Here is a 21,848-nt window from a genome sequence, read left to right on the forward strand (position 1 = left end):
CTTGTTATTCATTGTCATTCATCTTTGAAACCCGGTAACCCTGATGATCTTCATCATCCATCAGTACATTGGCTTTTTGCGGACCTGATGTTTTTATTTTTTCAGTTTCCCCACTGGCATTGGTCACGCCTTTCTTTACGGTGCCGTCCGCCAGCCAGCGCTGGATGTGGACTGCGGTCAGCTGTAGGTTCAGGCCCGGGTCTGAGAACTGGATGTGCAGGCTGCGGTTGCGGGCACTCAGCCCGAGCCGGTCCATTTTGGCGTGGATGTGTTGTAATATGAAATTCATTAGCAGAAATTAATTGTTATTCAATGCATTGTCTGCATTATAGAAACAGAGTTGCCGGTTTATCCATCAACATTTTAATTTTAATGGTAATAATTCTTTACAGACATTTTGTTACAAACAGTCACATTCAAACCAGTGTATTTATTTTAATCAGTATTTTATCAATTTCTCTTTTTCAGACTGGCTTTTATACGCTGTCTTTTCAGACAGACGGGCTGATCTGGAACCTGATTGATGTACTGAAATATTACATTTCAGATTGACCTGAGCAACACGTCCAGCTTATAAACCTGCATTCAGATGCAGCATCTGCAGGGTGATCTTTTTGACTTCATCACGACTGTGGCGGATATGGGTTTCAATGGCCTGCAAGGCGGCATGGCTATGCTGAGCAAAAATAAATTCCAGAATCTGCTGATGTTCGGTGTAGGTGGCATCCACCCGGTCATCCCTGGAGAAATCAAGTCGGCGGATAATCCGAATTTTTTCGCTTATTTCCTGATGAATCTTACTCATTTCCCTATTGCCCAGTGCATTGACCAGCGTGCAATGAAAATCTTCATCCTGCTGTGACAGGGTTTTTAAATCCCGCAGATAATGATCGGGTTCAATACACCATATATTTTTTAATTGAATCAGTTCTGGAATCAGCCAGGCTTCTTTTAGGCACAATTGCTGTACAGCATATTGTTCAATCACAATACGGACATCATACAGTTCCTCATAATACTGAAAATTCAGTGGACGGACCTGCCATCCACTGCGAAAGGAAACTTCAACATAACCCTCCTGCTGTAAGCGATATAATGCCTGCCGGATTGGTGTTCTGCTGACTGCATAGGCCAGGGCAATTTCAGATTCGGTAAAACGCTCGCCTGGAATCAGTTTAAAATCAAAAATATCATTTTTGATTTTCTGATAAACCAGCTCAGACAAGTTGTCTGAGCTTTTATGAGTGAATGATTTAACACGATTCATGGGCTTATTCCATATAGACCAATGCATCACCGCTGTGAACGGTTTGTCCGGCACGACAGACTACAGCTTTGATTACGCCCTCCTCTGTGGCATGTACAGGTAATTCCATTTTCATGGCTTCAATAATAGCCACGGTCTCGCCCTGTTTGACCCGCTGACCCGGTTCAACAAGGATTTTCCAGATATTTCCGGTCATCGAGGCATTCAATGCCGATAAATGGCTGTAATCGGTGTGGTCTTCCGTTTCGACAGGAAGCTCAACCGGCATGTCAGCCTCTTCTTTCCAGCGACTGACTTCTTCGGTAAATGCAGCCTGCTGCGTTTGCTTAAATGCTGCAATACTGTCTTTTTCAGTGTCCAGGAACTGCCGATAGGCCGCATAATCAAATGTGGTTTCCTCGATTTTAATTTCAGCCTGTCCATATTCAAAGTCTGCCCGCCACTGATCCAGTTCGGCTTCAGAGACAGGAAAATACTGAATCTGATCAAAAAATCTGAGAAACCATTGTTTGTCTCCAAACTGACTGTTTTTCTTAAATTTATTCCATATTGGCAAGGTTCGTCCAATCAGTTGATAACCACCCGGTGAATCCATACCGTAAATGCACATGTACATACCGCCAATACCGACGGTGCCTTCGGCAGTAAAGGTCCGTGCCGGATTGTATTTTGAGCTGAGCAGACGATGCCGGGGATCTATAGGTACGGCACAGGGAGCAGTTAAGTAAACGTCACCCAGTCCCAGAATCAGATAGCTGGCACTGAAAATAATCTCCCTGACCTGTTCCCGGCTTTGCAGGCCGTTGATGCGTTGTATGAAATCAACATTATTGGGCAACCACGGTGCTCTGGCGCAGACACTTTGCTGATAGCGCTCCACAGCACCCAGTGTGGCACTGTCTTCAAAAGCCATGGGTAAATGAATAATCCGTGAAGGAATTTTCAGTTCGCTTAAGTCGCCCATTTGCTGTTCCAGCATCAGCAGCTGCCGGATCAGTTCAGCCTGGGCAATGGTCAGGCCATCGTATTTGATCTGTAGTGACCGCACACCGGGTGACAGTTCGAGTATCCCGGCAATATTTTCCTCCCGGATCATCTGCATCAGGCGATGCACCCGTAACCGCAGCGCCAGGTCCAGGACATTTTCACCATATTCAAGCAGAATATAATTGTCCCCTGCCTGCCGGTATACGGTTTTAGGCGCAAGTGCCGTGGCTTCACTGGATGCCAGTATGGTCTGTCCCAGCCTTTCCGTTTCAGGCAGCATGTAATCAGAGCCCGTACTGGTAAAATTCTGCAACTGTTCAATCTGTTGCTGTTCCAGTGCATTGGCCTGTTCCACGGTCAATGGATAAAAGCTGATGCGGTCATCGGCCTTCAGTTGCCCCACTTTCCACAGTTCGGCTTTGGCAATGGTGACCGGACAGACAAATCCGCCCAGGCTTGGACCATCCTTGGCGAGAATGACCGGGAAATCTCCGGTAAAATTGATGGCACCAATGGCATATTCACAATCATGTACATTGGACGGATGTAAGCCGGCCTCTCCACCATTTTCCCGCGCCCAGCTCGGTGTCGGGCCGGATAACCGTACGCCCAGCCGGTTTGAGTTGAAGTGTACAGTCCAGCTGGCGTTAAAGAATTCTTCAATATAAGCCGGCTGAAAAAAATCCGGGGCGCCATGCGGTCCGTATAACACCCCAATTTTCCATTCCTGGCCATATTCAGGAATCAGTGTCTCAGACATTGTCTGTGGTTCATCTGTGGCAACCGGTAAATCAGCCACTGCCAGCGACGGATTGACCATTTTGATCATATCTCCGGCACGCAGGGTTCTGCCGGCATGTCCACCAAAATTTCCGAGTGCGAATGTTGCACGGCTGCCCAGATATAAAGGCACGTCCAGTCCATGTCGTATCGCCAGATAGCTGCGGCAGCCGGATTGAACCTGGCTCAGTTTCAGCACCTGACCCGCACGGACCTGTACAGGTTGCCAGAAACTGACCGGCTGATCATCCAGCGTTGCCGGGCTGGGAGCGCCTGTCAGTGCAATGACGGTATCTGCATGAAATTTTAAAGTCGGCCCCTGTAGCGTGAACTCAAAACCGGCCGCCTGCTTTGGGTTACCAACAATCCGGTTGGCCAGCTGAAAGGCATAATCATCCATTGGACCCGAAGGAGGCACGCCAATATCCCAGTAACCGATGCGACCAGGGTAGTCCTGAATGGAGCTGAGCGTCCCTGGCTGGATCACTTCAATCACTTCGGGAATATACTGGAAATCATCCAGCATCCGGGTCCATATTTGCATGGCTTTAAAACGATGATCAGAAATGACGGCCCGTGCATAATCCAGGTTAGTGCTGATGCCATTCAGTCGTGTTTCAGACAATGCCTGCTGTAGTTTTGCAATGGCTGCGTTACGGTTTTCTGCATGTACAATGATTTTGGCAATCATGGGATCAAAATACGGGGAAATTTCTGTTCCTGTGTCCACCCAGCTGTCTACCCGGATATTTTCGGGGAAATAGACTTCAGTTAAGATACCGGGACTTGGCTGAAAGTTTTTTACCGGGTCTTCTGCATAAATCCGTACTTCTATTGCAGCACCCTGCGGTTTAATGTTTTTCAGACCGGCCCAGTCCAGTGGATCACCTGCAGCAACTTTCAGCATGCATTCGATCAGGTCCAGGCCGGTGACCATTTCAGTGACCGGATGTTCAACCTGTAAGCGGGTATTCACCTCCAGAAAATAAAACTCATCCCGTGCTGCATCGTAAATAAACTCAATCGTACCGGCACTGCGGTATCTGACCGATTGCCCCAGTTCAACCGCCGCCTGATGCAGTTTCTGACGGGTGGTTTCAGGCAGATTGGCTGCCGGTGTTTCTTCCACCACTTTCTGGTTGCGGCGCTGTAAGGAACAGTCACGTTCACCGAGTGCGATCACCTGGCCCTGACCATCCCCAAAAATCTGCACTTCCACATGGCGGGCTTTATCTATAAAGCGTTCCAGGAATACACCGGAATCCTTAAAAAACTGCTCCCCCATTCGTTTGACACTTTCATAGGCATCCTGCAGAGCCTGTGCAGAATCACACCGGGTGAGACCAATACCACCGCCACCTGCGGTACTTTTGAGCATAATTGGATAACCAATCCGTTCTGCCGCGGCCAGTGCTTCATCCAGACTGTTCAGTAGGCCTGTGCCTGGTGTCATGGGAACATTTGCCGCGGCCGCCAGTTCCCGGGCCCGGTGTTTCAGGCCAAATTCGAGAATCTGTTCTGCTGTCGGTCCCATAAAGGCAATATTATTGTCCTCGCAGGCCCGGGCAAACTCTGCACTTTCCGATAAAAAACCATAACCGGGAAAGATCGCTTCTGCACCGGTCTGTTTTGCTGCCTGAATCAATTTGTCGATGCTCAGATAAGTCTCTGCAGGCTTCACGCCCTGCAATGCAACAGCCAGATCTGCGTGCTGGACATGCTGAGCATAACGGTCGCTGTCTGAATATACCGCCACACTGGTAATGCCCAGTTTTTTCAGGCTTTTGATTGCACGGACCGCAATTTCACCACGGTTTGCTATTAATACAGTCTTGAACATGAGTCTTTTTCCCTGAATTTTTAAGTATTTTGAGTGGCTTGACTATTGCGGTGCTGAATAAAGGCGCGCCATCCACCAAAATGACTGATGTCCTCAGCATCTGCCAGACCATAGGGTTCACAGATAAAACCTTTCACCCAGCGGCCGTCCTCCAGCTCGACATTACCCATGCCCAGCGGCGCCGGAATTTCAGCAACAAATTCGCCGAAACGGGCTGTAGGAACATCCCACAATTCAACAATGATCTGCTGACCTGACTGGCTATTTCGCGCCAGACCCGGTTTGGGTGGAACAGTACCATTCAGGGCAAAAAGTGAATAATTTTCAGAAGTTTTCAGGGTTTCAATATGAACGGCATCCCGGGTCGTCAACTGAAAATTCAGTGGCATGCCGGTCAGATGCGCGCCGACCACTGCGACACGGACATGGTGTTTTGAAACAGTGGCCGCAGAGGGGCCGACCAGTAATTGCCGATCTGTCGCCCCGATCCGCAGTCCCAGATAGCTTTGCCAGATCTTGCCAAAGTGTGTCAGTGCAGTATCATGCCAGGCCGGTGCAATCAGTGAAATGCCAAATGGCAGACCGTCTTCCCTGAATGCGGCCGGTATCGCAAGCGCACTCAGATCAGCCAGATTGGTAAAATTGGTATAAGTCCCAAACTGAGAGTTATATTCAATCGGGGACTGCGCCATTTCTGCCAGTGTATGTATGGTGGGAGACGTAGGCACAATTAATGCATCAAAGCCGGCCAGTATGGTCTGAATCTGTCTTGCCAATGCCTGTTTCATATATTCAGCCTTATAGGCATCCATCGCTGAATAGTTTTTACCTTTGCTGATAATTTCCAGTACGGTTGGATCAAATGCCTCAGGCTGGCTATTCAGCAGTTCCTCCACTGCCACGGTACGCTCTGCAACCCATGGACCCTGATAGAGCTGCGCTGCCAGCTGCTCAAATACCGAGAAATCAATTTCGGTCACCGTGGCATTCATGGAAGCCAGAATCTTCAGCGTATGAGCAAAGGCCTGTTCTGACTGGCGATCTCCAAAGAACTCCAGCCGGGCAGGAATGGCAAAATTTAATCCGCTGGAAAACCGTGCTGGTGCTGTCTGCGGGTTTTTACGGGAATATCCGTCATTGAGGTCATAGCTTTCCATGAGATTGGCAGCCTGTTCAGCATCTGCAACCGTCAGTGCAAAAACTGAAATACAGTCAATGCTTTTGCAGGCAGGCAATAGCCCCTGTATTGAAAAACGTCCCCGGGTTGGTTTTAAGCCGACAATATTATTAAATGCTGCGGGTACCCGACCGGAACCGGCGGTATCTGTACCCAGCGAAAATGGCACCAATCCGCGGGCAACCACACTGGCAGAACCGGAACTGGAACCACCACTGACATATTCAGGGTTAAAACTGTTACTTACCGCACCAAATGGTGAGCGTGTTCCCACTAAACCTGTGGCAAACTGGTCCAGATTGGTCTTGGCAACCACCACTGCCCCGGCCTGTTTCAACAACTGAATCACGGTTGCATCAGACTGGGCAATATCTATGAAGACTTTACAGGCCGCAGTGGTTGCAAAACCCATCACATCAATATTGTCTTTTACTGCAAACGGGATACCGTATAACGGAAATTGTCGGTAAAGGTCTTCTGCATTGGCACTGCGGGTTTTTAAGTCTTCAATCTGCTGATTCAGAATATCTTTGGTTGCAATGGAAATCCATGCAGGGTCTGCCGGATCAAAACTGCGGACCAGCTCGTGCAGATGTTGCAATTGTATTTTTTGTGCTGAATAGGCCTTTTGCCAGTCGCTGATGGTCCATCCTATTGTGTTTGGGTACTGCATGTCATGAATTCCATCTTGTATACAAGTTTGAATTCAATAAAGCATTAACCATGCCAGTTTGTTTTTTCTTATCCTGTGTCAGGGTGAATCAGGCAGTATTTACTTGTAGTCAGTCCATGACAATATTCAGTCTTGATCGCATCGCCTGGTGTCATATGATGGAAAGATCCCATCCATGGGCTGGGTGATTGTGATGACTTTTACTGGGACCAAACCGCACCACAATGGAACGCTATGATTAATTTTGAGTCAGTAAAATGCTGCTGTATCGCAAATTCCGGGAAATTCAGCCGGCGCAGGACAAAATTATACTGTTGTGATTATCCGGTTGTACCAGGCCTACACGCTTTTAATCATCCACTTTTATGCCATGTTCATTTCATAGCTATCCAGGCTTATACATGTTGCCCCAGAGTGACCCGTTCATTTCCACCATAATCCCGGACTGTTTTAATCTCTGAAAAACCATAACGCTCAAAAAGCTCTCTGACTGCAATGCCCTGATCATAGCCATGCTCAAGCGCGATCCAGCCGTGGGTATTCAGCCAGTAACGTCCCTGATCAAGAATGATGTCAATATCGGACAGACCGCGGTCAGCCGCCACCAGTGCCCGTTCAGGCTCACAAGCCAGTTGCTTCATATGCTGATCTGCCGCATCGATATAAGGTGGGTTGGACACAATCAGATCAAATTTCTGAGCAGATAAAGCCGCATACCAGGCACCACAGCAAAAGCTGACCTGGTTGAAAGCATATTTTTCAGCATTTCCCTGAGCAACCTTTAAGGCAGGCAGGTGAATATCTGTTGCAGTGATCGACCATGCCGGACGCTCACTGGCCAGTGACAATGCAATGGCACCGGTCCCGGTTCCCAGATCCACAATACTGGCATTTTCCGGCAGGTTTAAATTCAGCACGGTTTCCACCAGTATTTCGGTATCCGGACGCGGCACCAATGTATCGGTGGTCACGTTTAAATCCAGCGTCCAGAACGGTTGTGAACCGGTGATATAAGCCAGTGGTTCTCCACTTTTCAGCCGATGCAGGGCCTGCAGATAATCCAGCTGCTGTTGCCCGGTCAGTTCCTGGTCCATTGCTAACTTCAGCATCAACAGCGGAATGTTCAGTAAATGTTCCAGTAACCAGGCATTTTCCTGACGTTCATAACTGTCCGGTTCACCACGCAGTGCCAGCGCCTCTGCAATCTTCATCAGCCACCATTCTGCTGAGCCAGCAACGCGAGCTGGTCTGCCTGATATTCACGGTGCAGACTGTCCAGTAATTCGGTCAGGTCTCCTTCCATAACGGCATCCAGCTTATACAGGGTTAAGTTAATACGATGGTCTGTCATGCGTCCCTGAGGATAGTTATAAGTACGGATACGCTCTGAACGATCACCCGAACCGACCAGATCACGACGCATTTCAGAAGTCGCGGCATCTGCTGCTGCACGTTTGGCATTTTCCAGTCGTGATGCAAGCAAGGCCATCGCTTTTGCCTTGTTCTTATGCTGTGAGCGTTCATCCTGGCACTCAACTACGGTGCCCGTCGGGATGTGTGTAATCCGCACGGCAGAATCGGTTTTGTTAATGTGCTGACCACCGGCACCGGAAGCCCGGTAAGTGTCTATGCGTAAATCTGCAGGATTAATATCCACTGAGGTATCCACATCCACTTCCGGCAAAATGGCTACAGTACAGGCTGAGGTATGTACCCGGCCCTGTGATTCTGTGGCTGGAACCCGCTGTACACGATGTGCGCCGCTTTCAAACTTTAAGCGGCCATACACACCTTCACCATTCACCAGACAAATGATTTCCTTATAACCACCATGCTCACCTTCATTTTCTGAAAGAATTTCCACACGCCAACCCTGAGTTTCCGCATATTTACTGTACATGCGGAATAAATCACCGGAAAAAATTGCCGCTTCATCGCCCCCGGTTCCGGCACGGATTTCCAGATAGGCTGCATTGGCATCATTCGGGTCCCTTGGAATCATAAGAATGTTCAGGTCAGCTTCCAGCTGTTCAAGCTGTGCTTTATTCTCCCTGATTTCTTCCTGTGCCATTTCCTTAAAATCAGGATCAGACAACATGGCTTCGGCTGTTTCAATATCAGCTTCTGCCTGTCTGTACTTCTGCCAGACCGCTGTAATTTCTGTTAAATCATTATGTTCACGTGATAAATTGCGAAAACGCCTGTTGTCAGATATCACTTCCATATCTGCCAGTAATGCCGTTAATTCTTCCTGCCGATCACATAGCTGGTCTAATCGTAAACGTAACGATTGTTTCATGTTCAATCAAATCTCAATTCAATACCCGGCCTGGTTGCATGCTGTATATTTGCAACAGTTCGGTCGGATCAGCTCAATGGTTATTGCTCAATTATGCGTAGTTTACCGATTCTGTCATTCAAATGACATATCCTCACCGGTATCGCTGAGTTTTAAGCCGATATTTCATGCGTTGAATCATGTATTTCAGTCATTCTGCACACAGTTTCTACCAACAGGTCAGCCAGCTGACGATATAAACAGCAATTGCAATCAAAGACACACAATCAGATACAAAACACTCCAGTACCCGGTATGCTTCTCCACATTTTTCATGAAGCTTTTTGTTACATTTAGCGGCATGGATTCAAGCCGTGGAGCACAAAATGAAATTCAATCAAATGTTATTCAGCACTGTACTGACAGTTGCTACAGTATTCAGCGTAAATGCCCATGCAGATAATACAGGCCGTGTTGCAGCAACTTCAGCCTTAGGCAGTGTTGCAGGTACCGCCATCGGAAAACATATGGGTGGAAATACCGGCGCCATGATCGGTTCAGCAGTGGGTGGTGCAGGCGGTGCTGCGGTAGCAACCAACCGCCGTGACCGTACCGGCGCTGCCATTGGTGGTGGTCTGGGTGGTGTCGGTGGTTATACCGTCGGTAAAAATGTCGGAGGAACTTCCGGCGGTTATATTGGCTCAGCCTTAGGGGCTGCCGGTGGTTCAGCACTGGGTAAAAAAGTATCTGAAGATCGCCGTTATGATCAGCGCAAGTACAACAAAAAGCGTTACAAAAAACATCGTCGTCATTAATGTCCAGACGACATACCAAAGCACCTGCGGGTGCTTTTTATTTGCCCTAGATTTTTAAACACATGCCATGACAAACAACATTCCAGCCCGCATAGCAGTCCACCGGAGCTGTGGGCTGGACCCAGCTGATTATGGAGAAAAACAGCAGAAAAAATACAATGTATTTACTGAATCAATCATCTTGACTACATGGCCATTCACAATCAAATCTCAGTCTTTGAGTACATTGAACTCAGGATCAACAATGAATCGGAACCTCCATCCAAAGGAGTTTAAATATGAAACTACAAGCCATAATTACTGCGACTGTAATCGCAGCAGTAACAATGACAACAGCATATGCTGACAACAGTTCACGTGTTGCATTAACCTCAGGCCTTGGAGGTGTGGTCGGTGCTGCCATTGGCCAGCAGATGGGTGGTTCAACAGGTGCCATGATTGGTTCTGCATTGGGCGGTGCCGGTGGCGCAGCAGCATCCACCAATCGTCGTGACCGTACCGGTGCCATCATTGGCGGTGCACTGGGCGGTGCCGGTGGTTATACTGTAGGCCGAAATATTGCCGGAACTACAGGCGGCTATGCAGGCGCAGGTCTGGGGGCTGCCGGTGGTTCAGTACTTGGCCGTAAGGTCAGTGAAGATCGTCGCTATGATGACCGTTACAATCGTTATGACAATAATCGCTACGGTTACCGTAATGGCTACAGAGATGACGGTTATCGTTACAACGGTCGTCATTACCGACACGATAATGGATGGCACCGGGGCCACTATAAGCACTATCGTTAATCGTTTGATTAGCTTTGATCAAAAAGACACTTATCCGGTGTCTTTTTTGTTTCAGGACAGGATGCACACTTTGTTCACAGCGCATATCCACTTTATGATGGCCGTGATCATCCCCACATAAATCGAAAATTTTCGATATACAAGTGCCTTCTTATATCGTATTATTTCGATATAAATTGACCAGGGACATGCGCATGCGATCCATTCAGGACACTAAATTTTCCATACTGGAACTTGCTCCGGTACGTGACAACCAGAGTATCGAATTTTCCCTGAGGCATGCCCTGGAACTGACGCAGCATGCAGAGAAACTGGGCTATGAACGTATCTGGCTTGCAGAACATCACAATATGGATGGAATCGCCAGTTCAGCCACCGCGGTACTGCTGGGTTACCTGTTGGCAAATACACAGCATATACGGGTCGGCTCCGGTGGAATCATGCTGCCCAACCATGCTCCACTTGTGGTTGCAGAACAGTTCGGTACGCTGGCCACACTGTATCCGGGTCGGATTGATCTGGGACTGGGACGTGCGCCGGGCAGTGATCAGCCGACCATGCGTGCACTGAGACGCGGGCGTCAGGAAACAGAAGAACAGTTCCCACAGGACGTGGTGGAAATTCTGCATTATTTTGCAGATGCCGTACCAGGACAGCGAATTACCGCAACACCCGGCCAGGGGACCCATGTTCCGGTATGGCTGCTGGGTTCAAGCCTGTTCAGTGCTCAGCTTGCCGCCAGACTGGGACTACCCTATTCATTTGCTTCACATTTTGCACCACGCCTGCTGGATCAGGCCATTCAGCTGTACCGTGACAATTTTGAAGCTTCTGAATATCTGGATAAACCCTATGTGGCCATGGCGGTTCCAACGGTCGTTGCAGACACAGATGCAGAAGCCCAATACCTGGCAACCAGTGTCTATCAGCGGATACAGCATTTATTGACAGGCCAGAGCATTAAACTGAAAGCTCCGGTGGAAAGCATGGAAGGACGCTGGTCAGCTGCTGAAAAAATTGCGGTTCAGAACTTTCTGGCGATGGCGCAGATTGGTTCTGTCGAAACAGTCAGCGCCGGACTGAACCGGCTGCTGAAACAGTATGAGGTAGACGAGTTTATTTTTACCTGTGACATTTATGAGACTGAAAAACGCCTGGATAATTTCAGTTTGCTGATGGACATAAAACATCAGTCATAAAGCACATCTACAGAATCCTGCTGGCTGAAATCAGGCCGGGATGCATCAGCGCCTTTTAAACAATCCGACGTTTCAGACCAGTCATCTGCAAAATACGGGTTGAAATTTCTTCAATGGACATCTCAGACACATTTAAATATTTAATGCCTTCTGAAATATAAATGCCCTCAACTGCCCGCAGCTCCATCTGACACTGACTGAAACTTGCATAACGGCTATTGGCCTTGCGTTCAGTACGAATGGCAACCAGTCGTTCTGCATCAATCATCAGCCCAAACAGCTTATGTTTATGTTCCCTTAACACCTGCGGCAGACGGTTATCATCCAGGTCTTCTTCGGTCAGTGGATAGTTTGCCACCCGAATACCAAATTGTAATGACAAATAAATGGAGGTCGGCGTTTTACCGGAACGTGACACCCCAATCAGAATCAGATCGGCTTTATCGTAGTGCCGGGTACGGGCGCCATCGTCATTGTCCAGCGCAAAATGTACTGCATCAATACGGGATTTATAGGACTCAGAATCGGTTACTGCATGTGTTTGCCCCACCAGTGCTGTCGGCGGTGTCCCCAGCACATCGGACAATTTACTGATCAGCCCTTCAAAAACATCCAGATTCACGGCATTGGCGGTATTGATAATATCGCGTACATAGGGATCAACCAGCGTGTCAAAAACCAGTGGCTGCTGTCCATCCTGTTCGGCTCTTCTGTTGATTTCCTCGACCACATTCATGGCAGCTTCTTCTGAGGCAATGTAGGGGATAATATGAATGTCAAAGTTCACATTGGGAAACTGTGCCAGTAATGAATGTCCCAGGGTCTCGGCTGTAATGGCCGTACCATCGGAAACAAAAAACACACTCCGCCTGATCTGTTTACTTTCCGACATTAAAAATTCTCCTCAAACATTTGTCTTGCTGCTGTATAATCTTTATAGTAAACCCATCTTACATGACTATCACTTAGTTGAATTAAAATGCTAAGTTTTTTGTTATAATTTCATGCCAAATATAGTGATTAATACTGCAAAAGTGGAGTAACGACTTTGGAAGCACGCGTAATCAGTCTGGAAAAACTGGGGAAACACGACGTTGAGATCGTAGGTGGTAAAAACGCTTCACTTGGTGAAATGATCAGTCATCTGGCAAATGCCGGTGTTTCTGTACCAGGTGGATTTGCAACGACTGCAGCAGCTTATCGTGAATTCCTTGAACAAAGTGGTTTGAATGCAAAAATTTCAGCTGAGTTAAAGCAGCTGAACGTTGATGACGTCAATGCCCTGGCTGAAACAGGTGCAAAAATTCGTCAATGGATTGTAGATACGCCCCTCACTCCTGAGCTGGAAAAAGAAGTACGTGATGCATTTACAGTATTGGCCAGCGGAAACCCGGATATTGCGGTTGCAGTCCGCTCCTCGGCAACAGCAGAAGATTTACCGGATGCCTCCTTTGCCGGTCAGCAGGAAACTTTCCTGAATATTCGTGGTATTGATAACGTCTTAGTCGCTATTAAGGAAGTATTTGCCTCTTTATATAATGACCGTGCAATTGCCTACCGGGTTCACCAGAATTTTGACCATGACGTGGTTGCGCTCTCTGCCGGTATCCAGCGTATGGTGCGCTCTGAAACAGGTGCTGCCGGGGTAATGTTTACCCTGGATACCGAGTCAGGTTTCCGTGATGCCGTATTTATCACCGCCTCTTATGGTCTGGGTGAAATGGTGGTTCAGGGCGCAGTAAACCCCGATGAGTTCTATATTTCAAAACCATTGATCAAAGCCGGCAAGCATGCAGTTCTGCGTCGTAATCTGGGTTCCAAACACCAGAAAATGATTTATGGTGAAGAAGGTTCTGCCGGTAAGTCTGTGGTGGTGGTTGATGTTGAAAAACAGGAACGCCAGCAGTTTGCCCTGAATGACATGGAATTGCAGGAACTGGCGAAACAGGCCATGATTATTGAAGAACATTACAATGCGCCTATGGACATTGAATGGGCAAAAGATGGTGATGACGGTCAGTTGTATATTGTTCAGGCCCGTCCTGAAACAGTAAAAAGCCGTGAAAATGTTGGCACCATGGAACGCTACCTGCTGAAACAGAAAGGGACCGTACTGTGTGAAGGCCGTTCAATCGGTCAGCGGATTGGTTCCGGTAAAGTCCGTGTGGTGACCTCCATTAAGGAAATGGATAAAGTTCAGCCGGGTGATGTATTGGTGTCTGACATGACTGACCCTGACTGGGAACCGATCATGAAACGTGCTGCGGCAATTGTCACCAACCGCGGTGGCCGTACCTGTCATGCTGCCATTATTGCCCGTGAACTGGGTGTTCCTGCCATTGTCGGTTCCGGTAATGCCACTGAAGTACTGACTGATGGCCAGGAAGTGACCGTATCCTGTGCTGAGGGTGATACCGGTTTTGTTTATGAAGGTGCACTGGATTTTGAGATTCAGCGCAACTCCATTGAATCCATGCCGAAATTGTCGTTTAAAATTATGATGAACGTCGGTAACCCGGACCGTGCATTTGACTTTGCCCAGATTCCCAACGAAGGGATTGGCCTTGCCCGTCTTGAGTTCATCATCAATCGGATGATTGGTGTGCATCCAAAAGCATTACTGAACATTGACAGCCTGCCACGTGAAACACGTGCTGCAGTTATGACCCGGACTGCTGGCTATGCATCACCGATTGACTTCTACGTTGAAAAACTGGTGGAGGGTATTTCAACGCTGGCTGCTGCGTTTGCAGATAAACCGGTCATTGTCCGTATGTCTGATTTTAAGTCAAATGAATATGCAAACTTAATTGGCGGGAAACTGTACGAACCGGAAGAAGAAAATCCAATGCTGGGTTTCCGGGGAGCAAGCCGCTATGTTTCAGATAATTTCCGTGACTGTTTTGAGCTTGAATGCCGGGCACTGAAAAAAGTACGTGATGAAATGGGACTGACCAATATTCAGATTATGATTCCATTTGTACGTACTGTTTCTGAAGCAAAACGTGTGATTGAACTATTGGCACAAAATGGTTTGAGACGCGGTGAAAATGGTCTGAAAGTAATTATGATGTGTGAACTGCCAACCAATGCACTGCTGGCTGAACAGTTCCTTGAGCACTTTGATGGTTTCTCCATTGGTTCCAATGACCTGACTCAGTTAACCCTGGGTCTGGACCGTGACTCCGGTATTGTTTCCCATCTGTTTGATGAACGTGATCCTGCAGTAAAAGCACTGCTGTCCATGGCGATTCATGCCTGCCGCAAAGCAGGTAAATATATCGGAATCTGTGGTCAGGGACCTTCTGATCATCCCGATCTTGCCAAATGGCTGATGGAACAGGGTATTGAATCTGTTTCCCTGAATCCGGACTCTGTGCTGGACACATGGTTCTTCCTGGCAGAAGAGAAAATCAAACAAAACTGAGCAGACAAAAGTTCAGAAAGCCCATTCATGTAATGGGCTTTTTTGATTGACCAGGAATGACAAAAAAGCAGATAGCTGTTTTTCTTTTTAATAATTCATTTATAGTCAAACCACCTAATTATTCATGCATATGATTTTACTCAAAATATTGATTATAAATGAAAAATATATTTTTGCACTTTTGAGTCATGGATGATTGTCCTGCCGTTGGCGGACTTGCGCTGCCTTCAAAGCAGTGCTTTATAGTTGCTCTGGATGTACCCCTCGCCCAACATGAGCAAAAACAAAGCGCAGCTTTGTTTGCAGCCGTATGAATTTTTTGACAGGTTGATTATATCGATCATTTTCCAGGTATTCATGCTCATCCGCATTGTTTGACCCGTCAGATGGATAATTCCATAAACAGCGTTTTATTTTATGTGTCGTACCCTGTAAATCATCAGGATCGGACAGTTTTTATTTCACATCACCGCTCTTTTAAAATATAATTTAATGACTTCATTCATTCAGTCAACCCATATCTTTTACTCCGTTTTTTAGCCCGTACAATGTTTTAGCAATACAGTATTGCTGTATGCCTGAACAACATTCTGTAATAAAATACTGTAGTCACTGATTTTATTTTCTTCCAGATTTTGAGATTTTAGTTTTATGCAAATTTACTTGGCACGTAATAATCAACAAGCTGGTCCATATACTCTGGATCAGATCAATCAGATGCTTGCAAGCCAGCAAATTTTACTGACCGATCTGACCTGGCATCAGGGAATGGCCGAATGGAAACCACTGGGTGAGCTGACCCAGGGTCAGCTGGTCTATCATCCGGCCGGTCATAGCCTTCCTGTACATCCGACACAAAACAGCACCATCAGTCGGATAGAGGTCAGCAGAACAGAAAAAAATGAACTGGCAAGCTTCGGTTCACGCATCCTGGCAAAACTGATCGACTTATTATTGTGGCTTCCGGCAGCAAGCATTCCCTCCTTTTTTATGAATCAACAGGAAGTTACTCAACTTGCTGATATTCAGGAAAAAATGCAGGCAGCAAGTAGTTCCACCCAGGCCCTGCAGTTACAACAGCAATTGATCAGCCTGATCCCGATTGAAGCCTGGCAGGCCATGCTGGTTTATGTCGTCATCATGCTTGCAGTACAGGCTTTCCTGCTGGCAAAATCAGGACAGAGCCTGGGTAAGAAACTGACGGGCATCAGAATTGTGGATGCAGATTCCGGTGAGAAAGTTTCCCTGACCCGTGTCTTTTTATTACGCAGCCTGCTTTTTGTGGTTCTTAATTTAATCTTTATGCCTTTTATCGCAATTGTGGATCATATATTTGGCCTGAACAGCAAACGCCAGACGCTGCATGACAAACTGGCCCGGACCAGAGTCATTAAGTAATCAGCCGTAAATAATCATCCGCAACCAGCCAGTGAGACGAATATTCGTCTCATTTTTTTTGCCTCCGATTTTTCGCCGCAATGCTGTCAGAATAGTCAATTCCGAGTAAAAAAGCTGGCTTTGCAGACGCTTATTAAAGCCACTTTATGTATAGCTAAGTTTTTTGATATAAGGCATAATGCCCTACAACACAGGGTGTCAGATCATTGGGAATACCTGCATTGCATGTGCCATGCATCCATTACATTCCCAATCATGCGACACTTTAATCGCTATCCCAGATTTACTTAGGGAATGGGACTCTTCACCGAGGTTGTAAAATGAGACAAACGATTTTAGCTGCATTGTCTTTATCTACGCTGGCCATACTTTTAACCGGGTGTGGTGGTGATATTGTACTTCTAAACTCTAAAGGTCCGGTCGCTGCAGGTCAAAGTAGCCTGATGATGACTGCGATCTATTTAATGTTACTCGTTGTGATCCCTTCGATCCTGATGGCATTATGGTTTGGTTGGAAATATCGTGCGTCGAACAGGAATGCAGACTATAAGCCTACCTGGGCACACTCCACTTCAATTGAAATTGTGGTCTGGGGTGTTCCAGTCATTATTATTGGTATTTTAGCCTGGTTAACATGGTGGGGTTCACATAAGTATGACCCATACCGTCCACTTGAATCAGATAAGACGCCATTGACCATTCAGGTTATAGCAGAACAATTCAAATGGGTTTTCATCTACCCGGAACAGCAAATTGCAACAATTAATGAAGTGCGGTTCCCAGAGAAAACCCCCATTGATTTCGATATCACCTCCAACTTTACAATGAACTCTTTCTTCATTCCACAGTTGGCAGGTCAGATTTATGCAATGGCAGGCATGCAGACACAACTCCACATGCTGGCAGATCATACTGGTGTATATCGGGGCTTTTCGGCCAACTACAGCGGCTATGGCTTTACTCAGATGCGGTTCAGGGCATACAGTGTGACTGATACCGAATTCAATGACTGGATTGCTGCGGTGAAAACCGGAAAAGGCACGTCAATCAATGCTGAAGCTGTGCAGAAAACTGCGCTGGATCATGCGGAATTTGCATCCCTTAAAGATGGCGACCGTTCTGTTCACCAGATTGAAGCAATGGTCAATAATGCTCATACGCCCAAAGAAAAAGCCCTTGCAGAAGAAGCTGAACGTAAAGGTCCTTTCCCGACCAGGCCTCATGCTGTGACTTATTATTCTTCCGTTGAGCCTGAATTGTTCAAGTCCGTGATTAACACATACATGAGTAACTACCATGGCGCAGACCATGCTGAGACAACTGCTCATCAGGTTGTTGAACATGGGACTGCTTCTGTAGAGGAATAAGACATGTTGTTATTAGGTAAACTCAATTGGGATGCCATCCCGAAAGAGCCTCTTGTTATTGTGACAATGATCATCATGGCACTTGGCGCAATTGCAATACTTGGCGGTATCACCTATTTCAAAAAATGGGGTTATCTGTGGAAAGAATGGTTTACTTCAGTAGACCATAAAAAAATCGGTATCATGTATATCCTGGTGTCTGTGGTCATGTTGGTGCGTGGTTTTGCCGATGCCATCATGATGCGTCTCCAGTTGTTCCTGGCCAAAGGCGGCGGTGAAGGTTATCTGCACCCGGACCACTATGATCAGATTTTCACCGCACATGGTGTCATCATGATCTTCTTTGTTGCCATGGGTCTTGTGGTTGGTATGATGAACATCACGGTACCTCTGCAGATTGGTGCACGTGACGTTGCCTTTCCATTATTGAACTCGGTCAGTTTCTGGTTATTTGCCGGCGCAGCCGGATTAATGATGGCCTCACTTGTACTGGGTGAATTTGCTGCAACAGGCTGGATGGCTTACCCTCCTCTGTCCGGTATTCAGTATTCTCCAGGGGTCGGTGTTGACTATTATATCTGGGCCCTGCAGGTTTCGGGACTCGGGACACTGCTGACCGGTGTCAATTTCTTTGTGACCATCATCAAGATGCGTGCTCCCGGCATGAGCCTGATGGATATGCCCATCTTTACCTGGACTGCACTGTGTACTGCCGTACTGATCATTGCATCATTCCCGGTACTGACTGCAACCATCGCAATGCTGGCGCTGGACCGTTACTTCGACTTCCATTTCTTCACCAATGAGCTTGGCGGCAGTCCAATGCTGTATGTGAACCTGATCTGGACCTGGGGTCACCCGGAAGTTTATATTCTGATCTTACCTGCATTCGGTATTTTCTCTGAAGTAACTTCCGTATTCAGCCGTAAATCATTATTTGGTTACAAGTCAATGGTGTATGCAACCATTGCAATTACCGTACTTGCATTTGTGGTATGGGTTCACCATTTCTTTACCATGGGCGCCGGCGCCAACGTCAATGCGTTCTTCGGTATTATGACCATGGTGATTGCGATTCCAACCGGTGTGAAAATCTTTTCATGGTTATTTACCATGTACAAAGGACGCATTACTTTCACCACACCTATGTACTGGACTCTGGGCTTCCTGGTGACGTTCGGTATTGGTGGTTTAACCGGTGTACTCATGGCTGTGCCACCTGCGGACTTTCTGGTGCATAACTCGCTGTTCCTTATTGCTCACTTCCATAACGTAATTATTGGCGGTGTGGTGTTCGGTATGTTTGCCGGCATCACTTTTTACTGGCCAAAAATGTTTGGCTGGAAATTAAATGAAGCATGGGGTAAAGCCTCGTTCTGGTTCTGGTTCTTTGGTTTCTATTTTGCATTCATTCCGCTATATATTCTGGGCTTTATGGGCATGACCCGTCGTCTGAATACATATGACAATCCGGAATGGGACCCTTACCTGGCCATTGCCTTCTTTGGTTCATGCCTGGTTGCAATCGGTATTGCCTGCTTCCTGATGCAGATTATCGTGGGTTACCTGCAGCGCCATGAGCATATGGACCATACCGGTGATCCGTGGGATGCCCGTACGCTTGAATGGGCAACGTCATCCCCTGCACCTTTTTATAACTTTGCACAGGTTCCGGAAGGTAACGGTATTGATCGTTTCTGGACTGACAAGGAAAACGGTGTGGCCTATGCACGTCCGGAAAAATATGAAGCCATTCATATGCCGACTGATCGTGCTGCCGGTTTCGTTATTGGCATGCTGCTGACCATCATGGGCTTTGCGCTGGTCTGGCATATCTGGTGGCTGGCCGTTATGACCTTCATCGGTTCCATCATAAGCTTTATCGTCAGTTCATTCACCAAAAAAGTGGATTACTACGTGCCTGCTGCTGAGGTTGAGCGCATTGAAAATGAACGCTATGCGTTACTTGAACAACATCTGAAGAAGGACTAAGGAAATGGCTGAAGTACTTCATCACGACAACCACGGACATGATGATCATCATCACGATGATACTGATCTGACCGTCTTTGGTTTTTGGACATACCTGATGAGTGACTTGATTTTATTCGGTACACTCTTCATCGCGTTCGCTGTATTAAGCAGTCATATTCCACCTGGAACTCCAAGTCCGAAAGAGCTGTTTGGTGACACTCTGGGTTTCGTTTTAACTGAAACCTTTGCCCTGCTCATTTCTTCTGTGACTTTTGGTTTTGCAGTACTCGCTTCATACAAAAAGAAAGTGAACCAGGTCATTTTATGGCTGATCGTCACATTCATCTTTGGTGCATCGTTTATTGGCATGGAACTGTATGAGTTTCATCATCTGGTTCATGAAGGTCATGGCCCGAGCCACAGTGCATTCCTTTCCGCGTTCTTCACCCTGGTGGGTACGCACGGGATTCACGTTACCTCTGGCCTGGTGTGGATGATTGTATTGATGGTTCAGCTCAAAAAATATGGTCTGACAACAACCAATACACGTCGTCTTGCCTGTCTGAGCCTGTTCTGGCACTTCCTTGACATCGTCTGGATCTGTGTATTCAGCGTGGTTTATCTGATGGGAGTTGTATAATGAGTAGTCATGAACATAATGCTGCCGGTGCATCACACGGTAACTTTAAGCAATATACCATCGGCTTTATTCTTTCAGTGTTGCTGACCATTGTTCCATTTTATATGGCAATGCACACTGAAGATTTCAGCCGTGGCGCCATTATTGCCACCATTGCAATTACGGCCATTGCTCAGGTACTTGTACAGCTGGTTTTCTTCCTGCATATGAACTCTTCATCGGAACAACGCTGGAACGTGATTGCATTCATCTATACCATTCTGACCATCGCAGTATTGCTGGTCGGTTCGGTATGGATCATGAATTATTTACATTCAAACATGATGATCTAAACTGATCGTCATGTTTAAAAAGTATTTATTCCTGACTAAACCAGGAATTCTCTTTGGTAACTTCGTTACCACGCTGGGCGGCTTTTTCCTGGCCGCCCAGGGTTCAGTGGATTTCCTCCTTCTCTTTCTTACATTATCCGGTACAACCTGCGTAGTCGCTTCTGGCTGTGTTCTGAATAATATTATTGATCAGGACATTGACCAGAAAATGCTGCGCACCATGAATCGTGCACTGGTTCAGAAAACCATCAGCCCGGCTGTAGCATCACTGTTTGCTGCTGGACTGGGATTACTTGGCTTCGGCTTATTATGGTTTTTTGTCAATGCCTATGCGTTTGCTTTTGCTGTACTCGGCTTTGTGGTCTATGTGATTTTTTACAGCCTGTGGAGTAAAAGAATTACCATTCATCAAACACTCATTGGCAGTATTTCCGGCGCAAGCCCACCTGTGATTGGTTATACCGCAGTTTCAAATGAGTTTGATGTCGCTGCATTGCTGATTTTCCTGGCCTATGCACTATGGCAAATGCCGCATTCCTGGGGAATCGCAGTCTATCGTTATGATGACTACAAAAATGCAGGAATACCAATATTACCAATTGCACGCTCCATTTACCGTACAAAGGTTGAAAGCCTGATTTATGTGCTGTTATTTACCGGTGTATTAAATGGTCTGTACTGTATTGGCTATACCAATATTATCTTCCTGGTTGTTTTTAATGTCCTGTGTGCTTACTGGATCTATTTATCCCTGGCAGGTTTTAAGGCAGAAAATGACCAATTATGGGCGAAACATTCATTTTTATATTCAGTGATTTTAATCACCGTATTAAGTTTCAGCTTTAGTTTCAGCTATGTTTCTCCCGCACCGCATCTGCCACTTTTCTAAAAGTCCGGTTCAAAAAA

17 protein-coding genes are annotated in these 21,848 nt (G+C 46.8%); 10 read left to right on the top strand and 7 right to left on the bottom strand.

The genetic code is table 11. The features are described 5' to 3' along the window. Window positions 1–4: 4 nt before the first annotated feature. The 6 genes from ACT6PV_RS07155 to prfA form a co-directional block, all read right to left on the bottom strand. Window positions 5–289 (bottom strand): hypothetical protein, encoded by a 285-nt coding sequence (locus tag ACT6PV_RS07155; protein WP_445115721.1) that lies wholly within the window; start codon window positions 287–289, stop codon window positions 5–7. A gap of 282 nt (window positions 290–571) precedes the next feature. Next, window positions 572–1,267 carry a GntR family transcriptional regulator gene (locus ACT6PV_RS07160; protein WP_445115722.1) on the bottom strand — a complete coding sequence of 232 codons (696 nt, stop codon included), beginning with the start codon at window positions 1,265–1,267 and terminating at the stop codon, window positions 572–574. Window positions 1,268–1,271: 4 nt separating this feature from the next. After that, entirely contained in the window at window positions 1,272–4,874 is a 3,603-nt protein-coding gene (gene uca / locus ACT6PV_RS07165) for an urea carboxylase (RefSeq protein WP_445115723.1), read from the bottom strand. Window positions 4,875–4,894: 20 nt separating this feature from the next. Beyond that, window positions 4,895–6,724, bottom strand: coding sequence for an allophanate hydrolase (atzF, locus tag ACT6PV_RS07170; protein ID WP_445115724.1), 1,830 nt, complete (start codon window positions 6,722–6,724; stop codon window positions 4,895–4,897). Between the two features lie 395 nt (window positions 6,725–7,119). Next, on the bottom strand, window positions 7,120–7,935 hold the full coding sequence (prmC, locus tag ACT6PV_RS07175) for a peptide chain release factor N(5)-glutamine methyltransferase (RefSeq protein ID WP_445115725.1): 816 nt from the start codon (window positions 7,933–7,935) through the stop codon (window positions 7,120–7,122). Next, window positions 7,935–9,023 carry a peptide chain release factor 1 gene (gene prfA, locus ACT6PV_RS07180; RefSeq protein ID WP_445115726.1) on the bottom strand — a complete coding sequence of 363 codons (1,089 nt, stop codon included), beginning with the start codon at window positions 9,021–9,023 and terminating at the stop codon, window positions 7,935–7,937. The genes prmC and prfA overlap by 1 nt, the downstream gene beginning before the upstream one ends. A 365-nt stretch (window positions 9,024–9,388) precedes the next feature. On the opposite strand from prfA, the gene ACT6PV_RS07185 reads away from it, so the two are divergent. From ACT6PV_RS07185 to ACT6PV_RS07195, 3 genes are all read left to right on the top strand, one after another. Further along, window positions 9,389–9,817 carry a hypothetical protein gene (locus tag ACT6PV_RS07185; protein WP_445115727.1) on the top strand — a complete coding sequence of 143 codons (429 nt, stop codon included), beginning with the start codon at window positions 9,389–9,391 and terminating at the stop codon, window positions 9,815–9,817. A gap of 278 nt (window positions 9,818–10,095) precedes the next feature. Beyond that, complete coding sequence (locus tag ACT6PV_RS07190; RefSeq protein ID WP_445115728.1) at window positions 10,096–10,605, top strand: hypothetical protein; 510 nt, start codon at window positions 10,096–10,098, stop codon at window positions 10,603–10,605. A 194-nt stretch (window positions 10,606–10,799) separates the two neighbouring features. Further along, window positions 10,800–11,804 carry an LLM class flavin-dependent oxidoreductase gene (locus ACT6PV_RS07195; protein ID WP_445115729.1) on the top strand — a complete coding sequence of 335 codons (1,005 nt, stop codon included), beginning with the start codon at window positions 10,800–10,802 and terminating at the stop codon, window positions 11,802–11,804. Window positions 11,805–11,859: 55 nt separating this feature from the next. On the opposite strand, the gene ppsR is transcribed toward ACT6PV_RS07195, so the two are convergent. Continuing rightward, window positions 11,860–12,696, bottom strand: coding sequence for a posphoenolpyruvate synthetase regulatory kinase/phosphorylase PpsR (gene ppsR / locus ACT6PV_RS07200; RefSeq protein ID WP_445115730.1), 837 nt, complete (start codon window positions 12,694–12,696; stop codon window positions 11,860–11,862). 156 nt (window positions 12,697–12,852) lie between these two features. On the opposite strand from ppsR, the gene ppsA reads away from it, so the two are divergent. The 7 genes from ppsA to cyoE all read left to right on the top strand — a co-directional run bounded on the left by ppsA (window position 12,853) and on the right by cyoE (window position 21,831). Continuing rightward, window positions 12,853–15,231, top strand: a complete 2,379-nt coding sequence (ppsA, locus tag ACT6PV_RS07205) for a phosphoenolpyruvate synthase (RefSeq protein ID WP_445115731.1) — start codon at window positions 12,853–12,855, stop codon at window positions 15,229–15,231. A 651-nt stretch (window positions 15,232–15,882) separates the two neighbouring features. Then, the gene (locus tag ACT6PV_RS07210; RefSeq protein ID WP_445115732.1) at window positions 15,883–16,629 is read left to right on the top strand and encodes an RDD family protein; all 747 of its coding nucleotides are present in this window, start codon (window positions 15,883–15,885) and stop codon (window positions 16,627–16,629) included. A 320-nt stretch (window positions 16,630–16,949) separates the two neighbouring features. Continuing rightward, a complete protein-coding gene (cyoA, locus tag ACT6PV_RS07215; RefSeq protein ID WP_445115733.1) occupies window positions 16,950–17,996 on the top strand; it encodes a ubiquinol oxidase subunit II in 1,047 nt (348 codons plus the stop codon). 3 nt (window positions 17,997–17,999) lie between these two features. Next, window positions 18,000–19,988, top strand: a complete 1,989-nt coding sequence (cyoB, locus tag ACT6PV_RS07220) for a cytochrome o ubiquinol oxidase subunit I (RefSeq protein WP_445115734.1) — start codon at window positions 18,000–18,002, stop codon at window positions 19,986–19,988. Window positions 19,989–19,992: 4 nt separating this feature from the next. Beyond that, entirely contained in the window at window positions 19,993–20,610 is a 618-nt protein-coding gene (gene cyoC, locus ACT6PV_RS07225; RefSeq protein WP_445115735.1) for a cytochrome o ubiquinol oxidase subunit III, read from the top strand. Beyond that, window positions 20,610–20,942 (top strand): cytochrome o ubiquinol oxidase subunit IV, encoded by a 333-nt coding sequence (cyoD, locus tag ACT6PV_RS07230; RefSeq protein ID WP_445115736.1) that lies wholly within the window; start codon window positions 20,610–20,612, stop codon window positions 20,940–20,942. The genes cyoC and cyoD overlap by 1 nt, the downstream gene beginning before the upstream one ends. Window positions 20,943–20,952: 10 nt before the next feature. Further along, on the top strand, window positions 20,953–21,831 hold the full coding sequence (cyoE, locus tag ACT6PV_RS07235; protein ID WP_445115737.1) for a heme o synthase: 879 nt from the start codon (window positions 20,953–20,955) through the stop codon (window positions 21,829–21,831). Window positions 21,832–21,848: the final 17 nt, after the last annotated feature.

The sequence above is a fragment of the Acinetobacter sp. WZC-1 genome (genome assembly GCF_052544965.1).

Coding starts and splice junctions, on each gene's coding strand:
- ACT6PV_RS07155 (WP_445115721.1), bottom strand. CDS start 289: ATGAATTTCATATTACAACACATCCACGCCAAAATGGACCGGCTCGGG.
- ACT6PV_RS07160 (WP_445115722.1), bottom strand. CDS start 1,267: ATGAATCGTGTTAAATCATTCACTCATAAAAGCTCAGACAACTTGTCT.
- uca (WP_445115723.1), bottom strand. CDS start 4,874: ATGTTCAAGACTGTATTAATAGCAAACCGTGGTGAAATTGCGGTCCGT.
- atzF (WP_445115724.1), bottom strand. CDS start 6,724: ATGCAGTACCCAAACACAATAGGATGGACCATCAGCGACTGGCAAAAG.
- prmC (WP_445115725.1), bottom strand. CDS start 7,935: ATGAAGATTGCAGAGGCGCTGGCACTGCGTGGTGAACCGGACAGTTAT.
- prfA (WP_445115726.1), bottom strand. CDS start 9,023: ATGAAACAATCGTTACGTTTACGATTAGACCAGCTATGTGATCGGCAG.
- ACT6PV_RS07185 (WP_445115727.1), top strand. CDS start 9,389: ATGAAATTCAATCAAATGTTATTCAGCACTGTACTGACAGTTGCTACA.
- ACT6PV_RS07190 (WP_445115728.1), top strand. CDS start 10,096: ATGAAACTACAAGCCATAATTACTGCGACTGTAATCGCAGCAGTAACA.
- ACT6PV_RS07195 (WP_445115729.1), top strand. CDS start 10,800: ATGCGATCCATTCAGGACACTAAATTTTCCATACTGGAACTTGCTCCG.
- ppsR (WP_445115730.1), bottom strand. CDS start 12,696: ATGTCGGAAAGTAAACAGATCAGGCGGAGTGTGTTTTTTGTTTCCGAT.
- ACT6PV_RS07210 (WP_445115732.1), top strand. CDS start 15,883: ATGCAAATTTACTTGGCACGTAATAATCAACAAGCTGGTCCATATACT.
- cyoA (WP_445115733.1), top strand. CDS start 16,950: ATGAGACAAACGATTTTAGCTGCATTGTCTTTATCTACGCTGGCCATA.
- cyoB (WP_445115734.1), top strand. CDS start 18,000: ATGTTGTTATTAGGTAAACTCAATTGGGATGCCATCCCGAAAGAGCCT.
- cyoC (WP_445115735.1), top strand. CDS start 19,993: ATGGCTGAAGTACTTCATCACGACAACCACGGACATGATGATCATCAT.
- cyoD (WP_445115736.1), top strand. CDS start 20,610: ATGAGTAGTCATGAACATAATGCTGCCGGTGCATCACACGGTAACTTT.
- cyoE (WP_445115737.1), top strand. CDS start 20,953: ATGTTTAAAAAGTATTTATTCCTGACTAAACCAGGAATTCTCTTTGGT.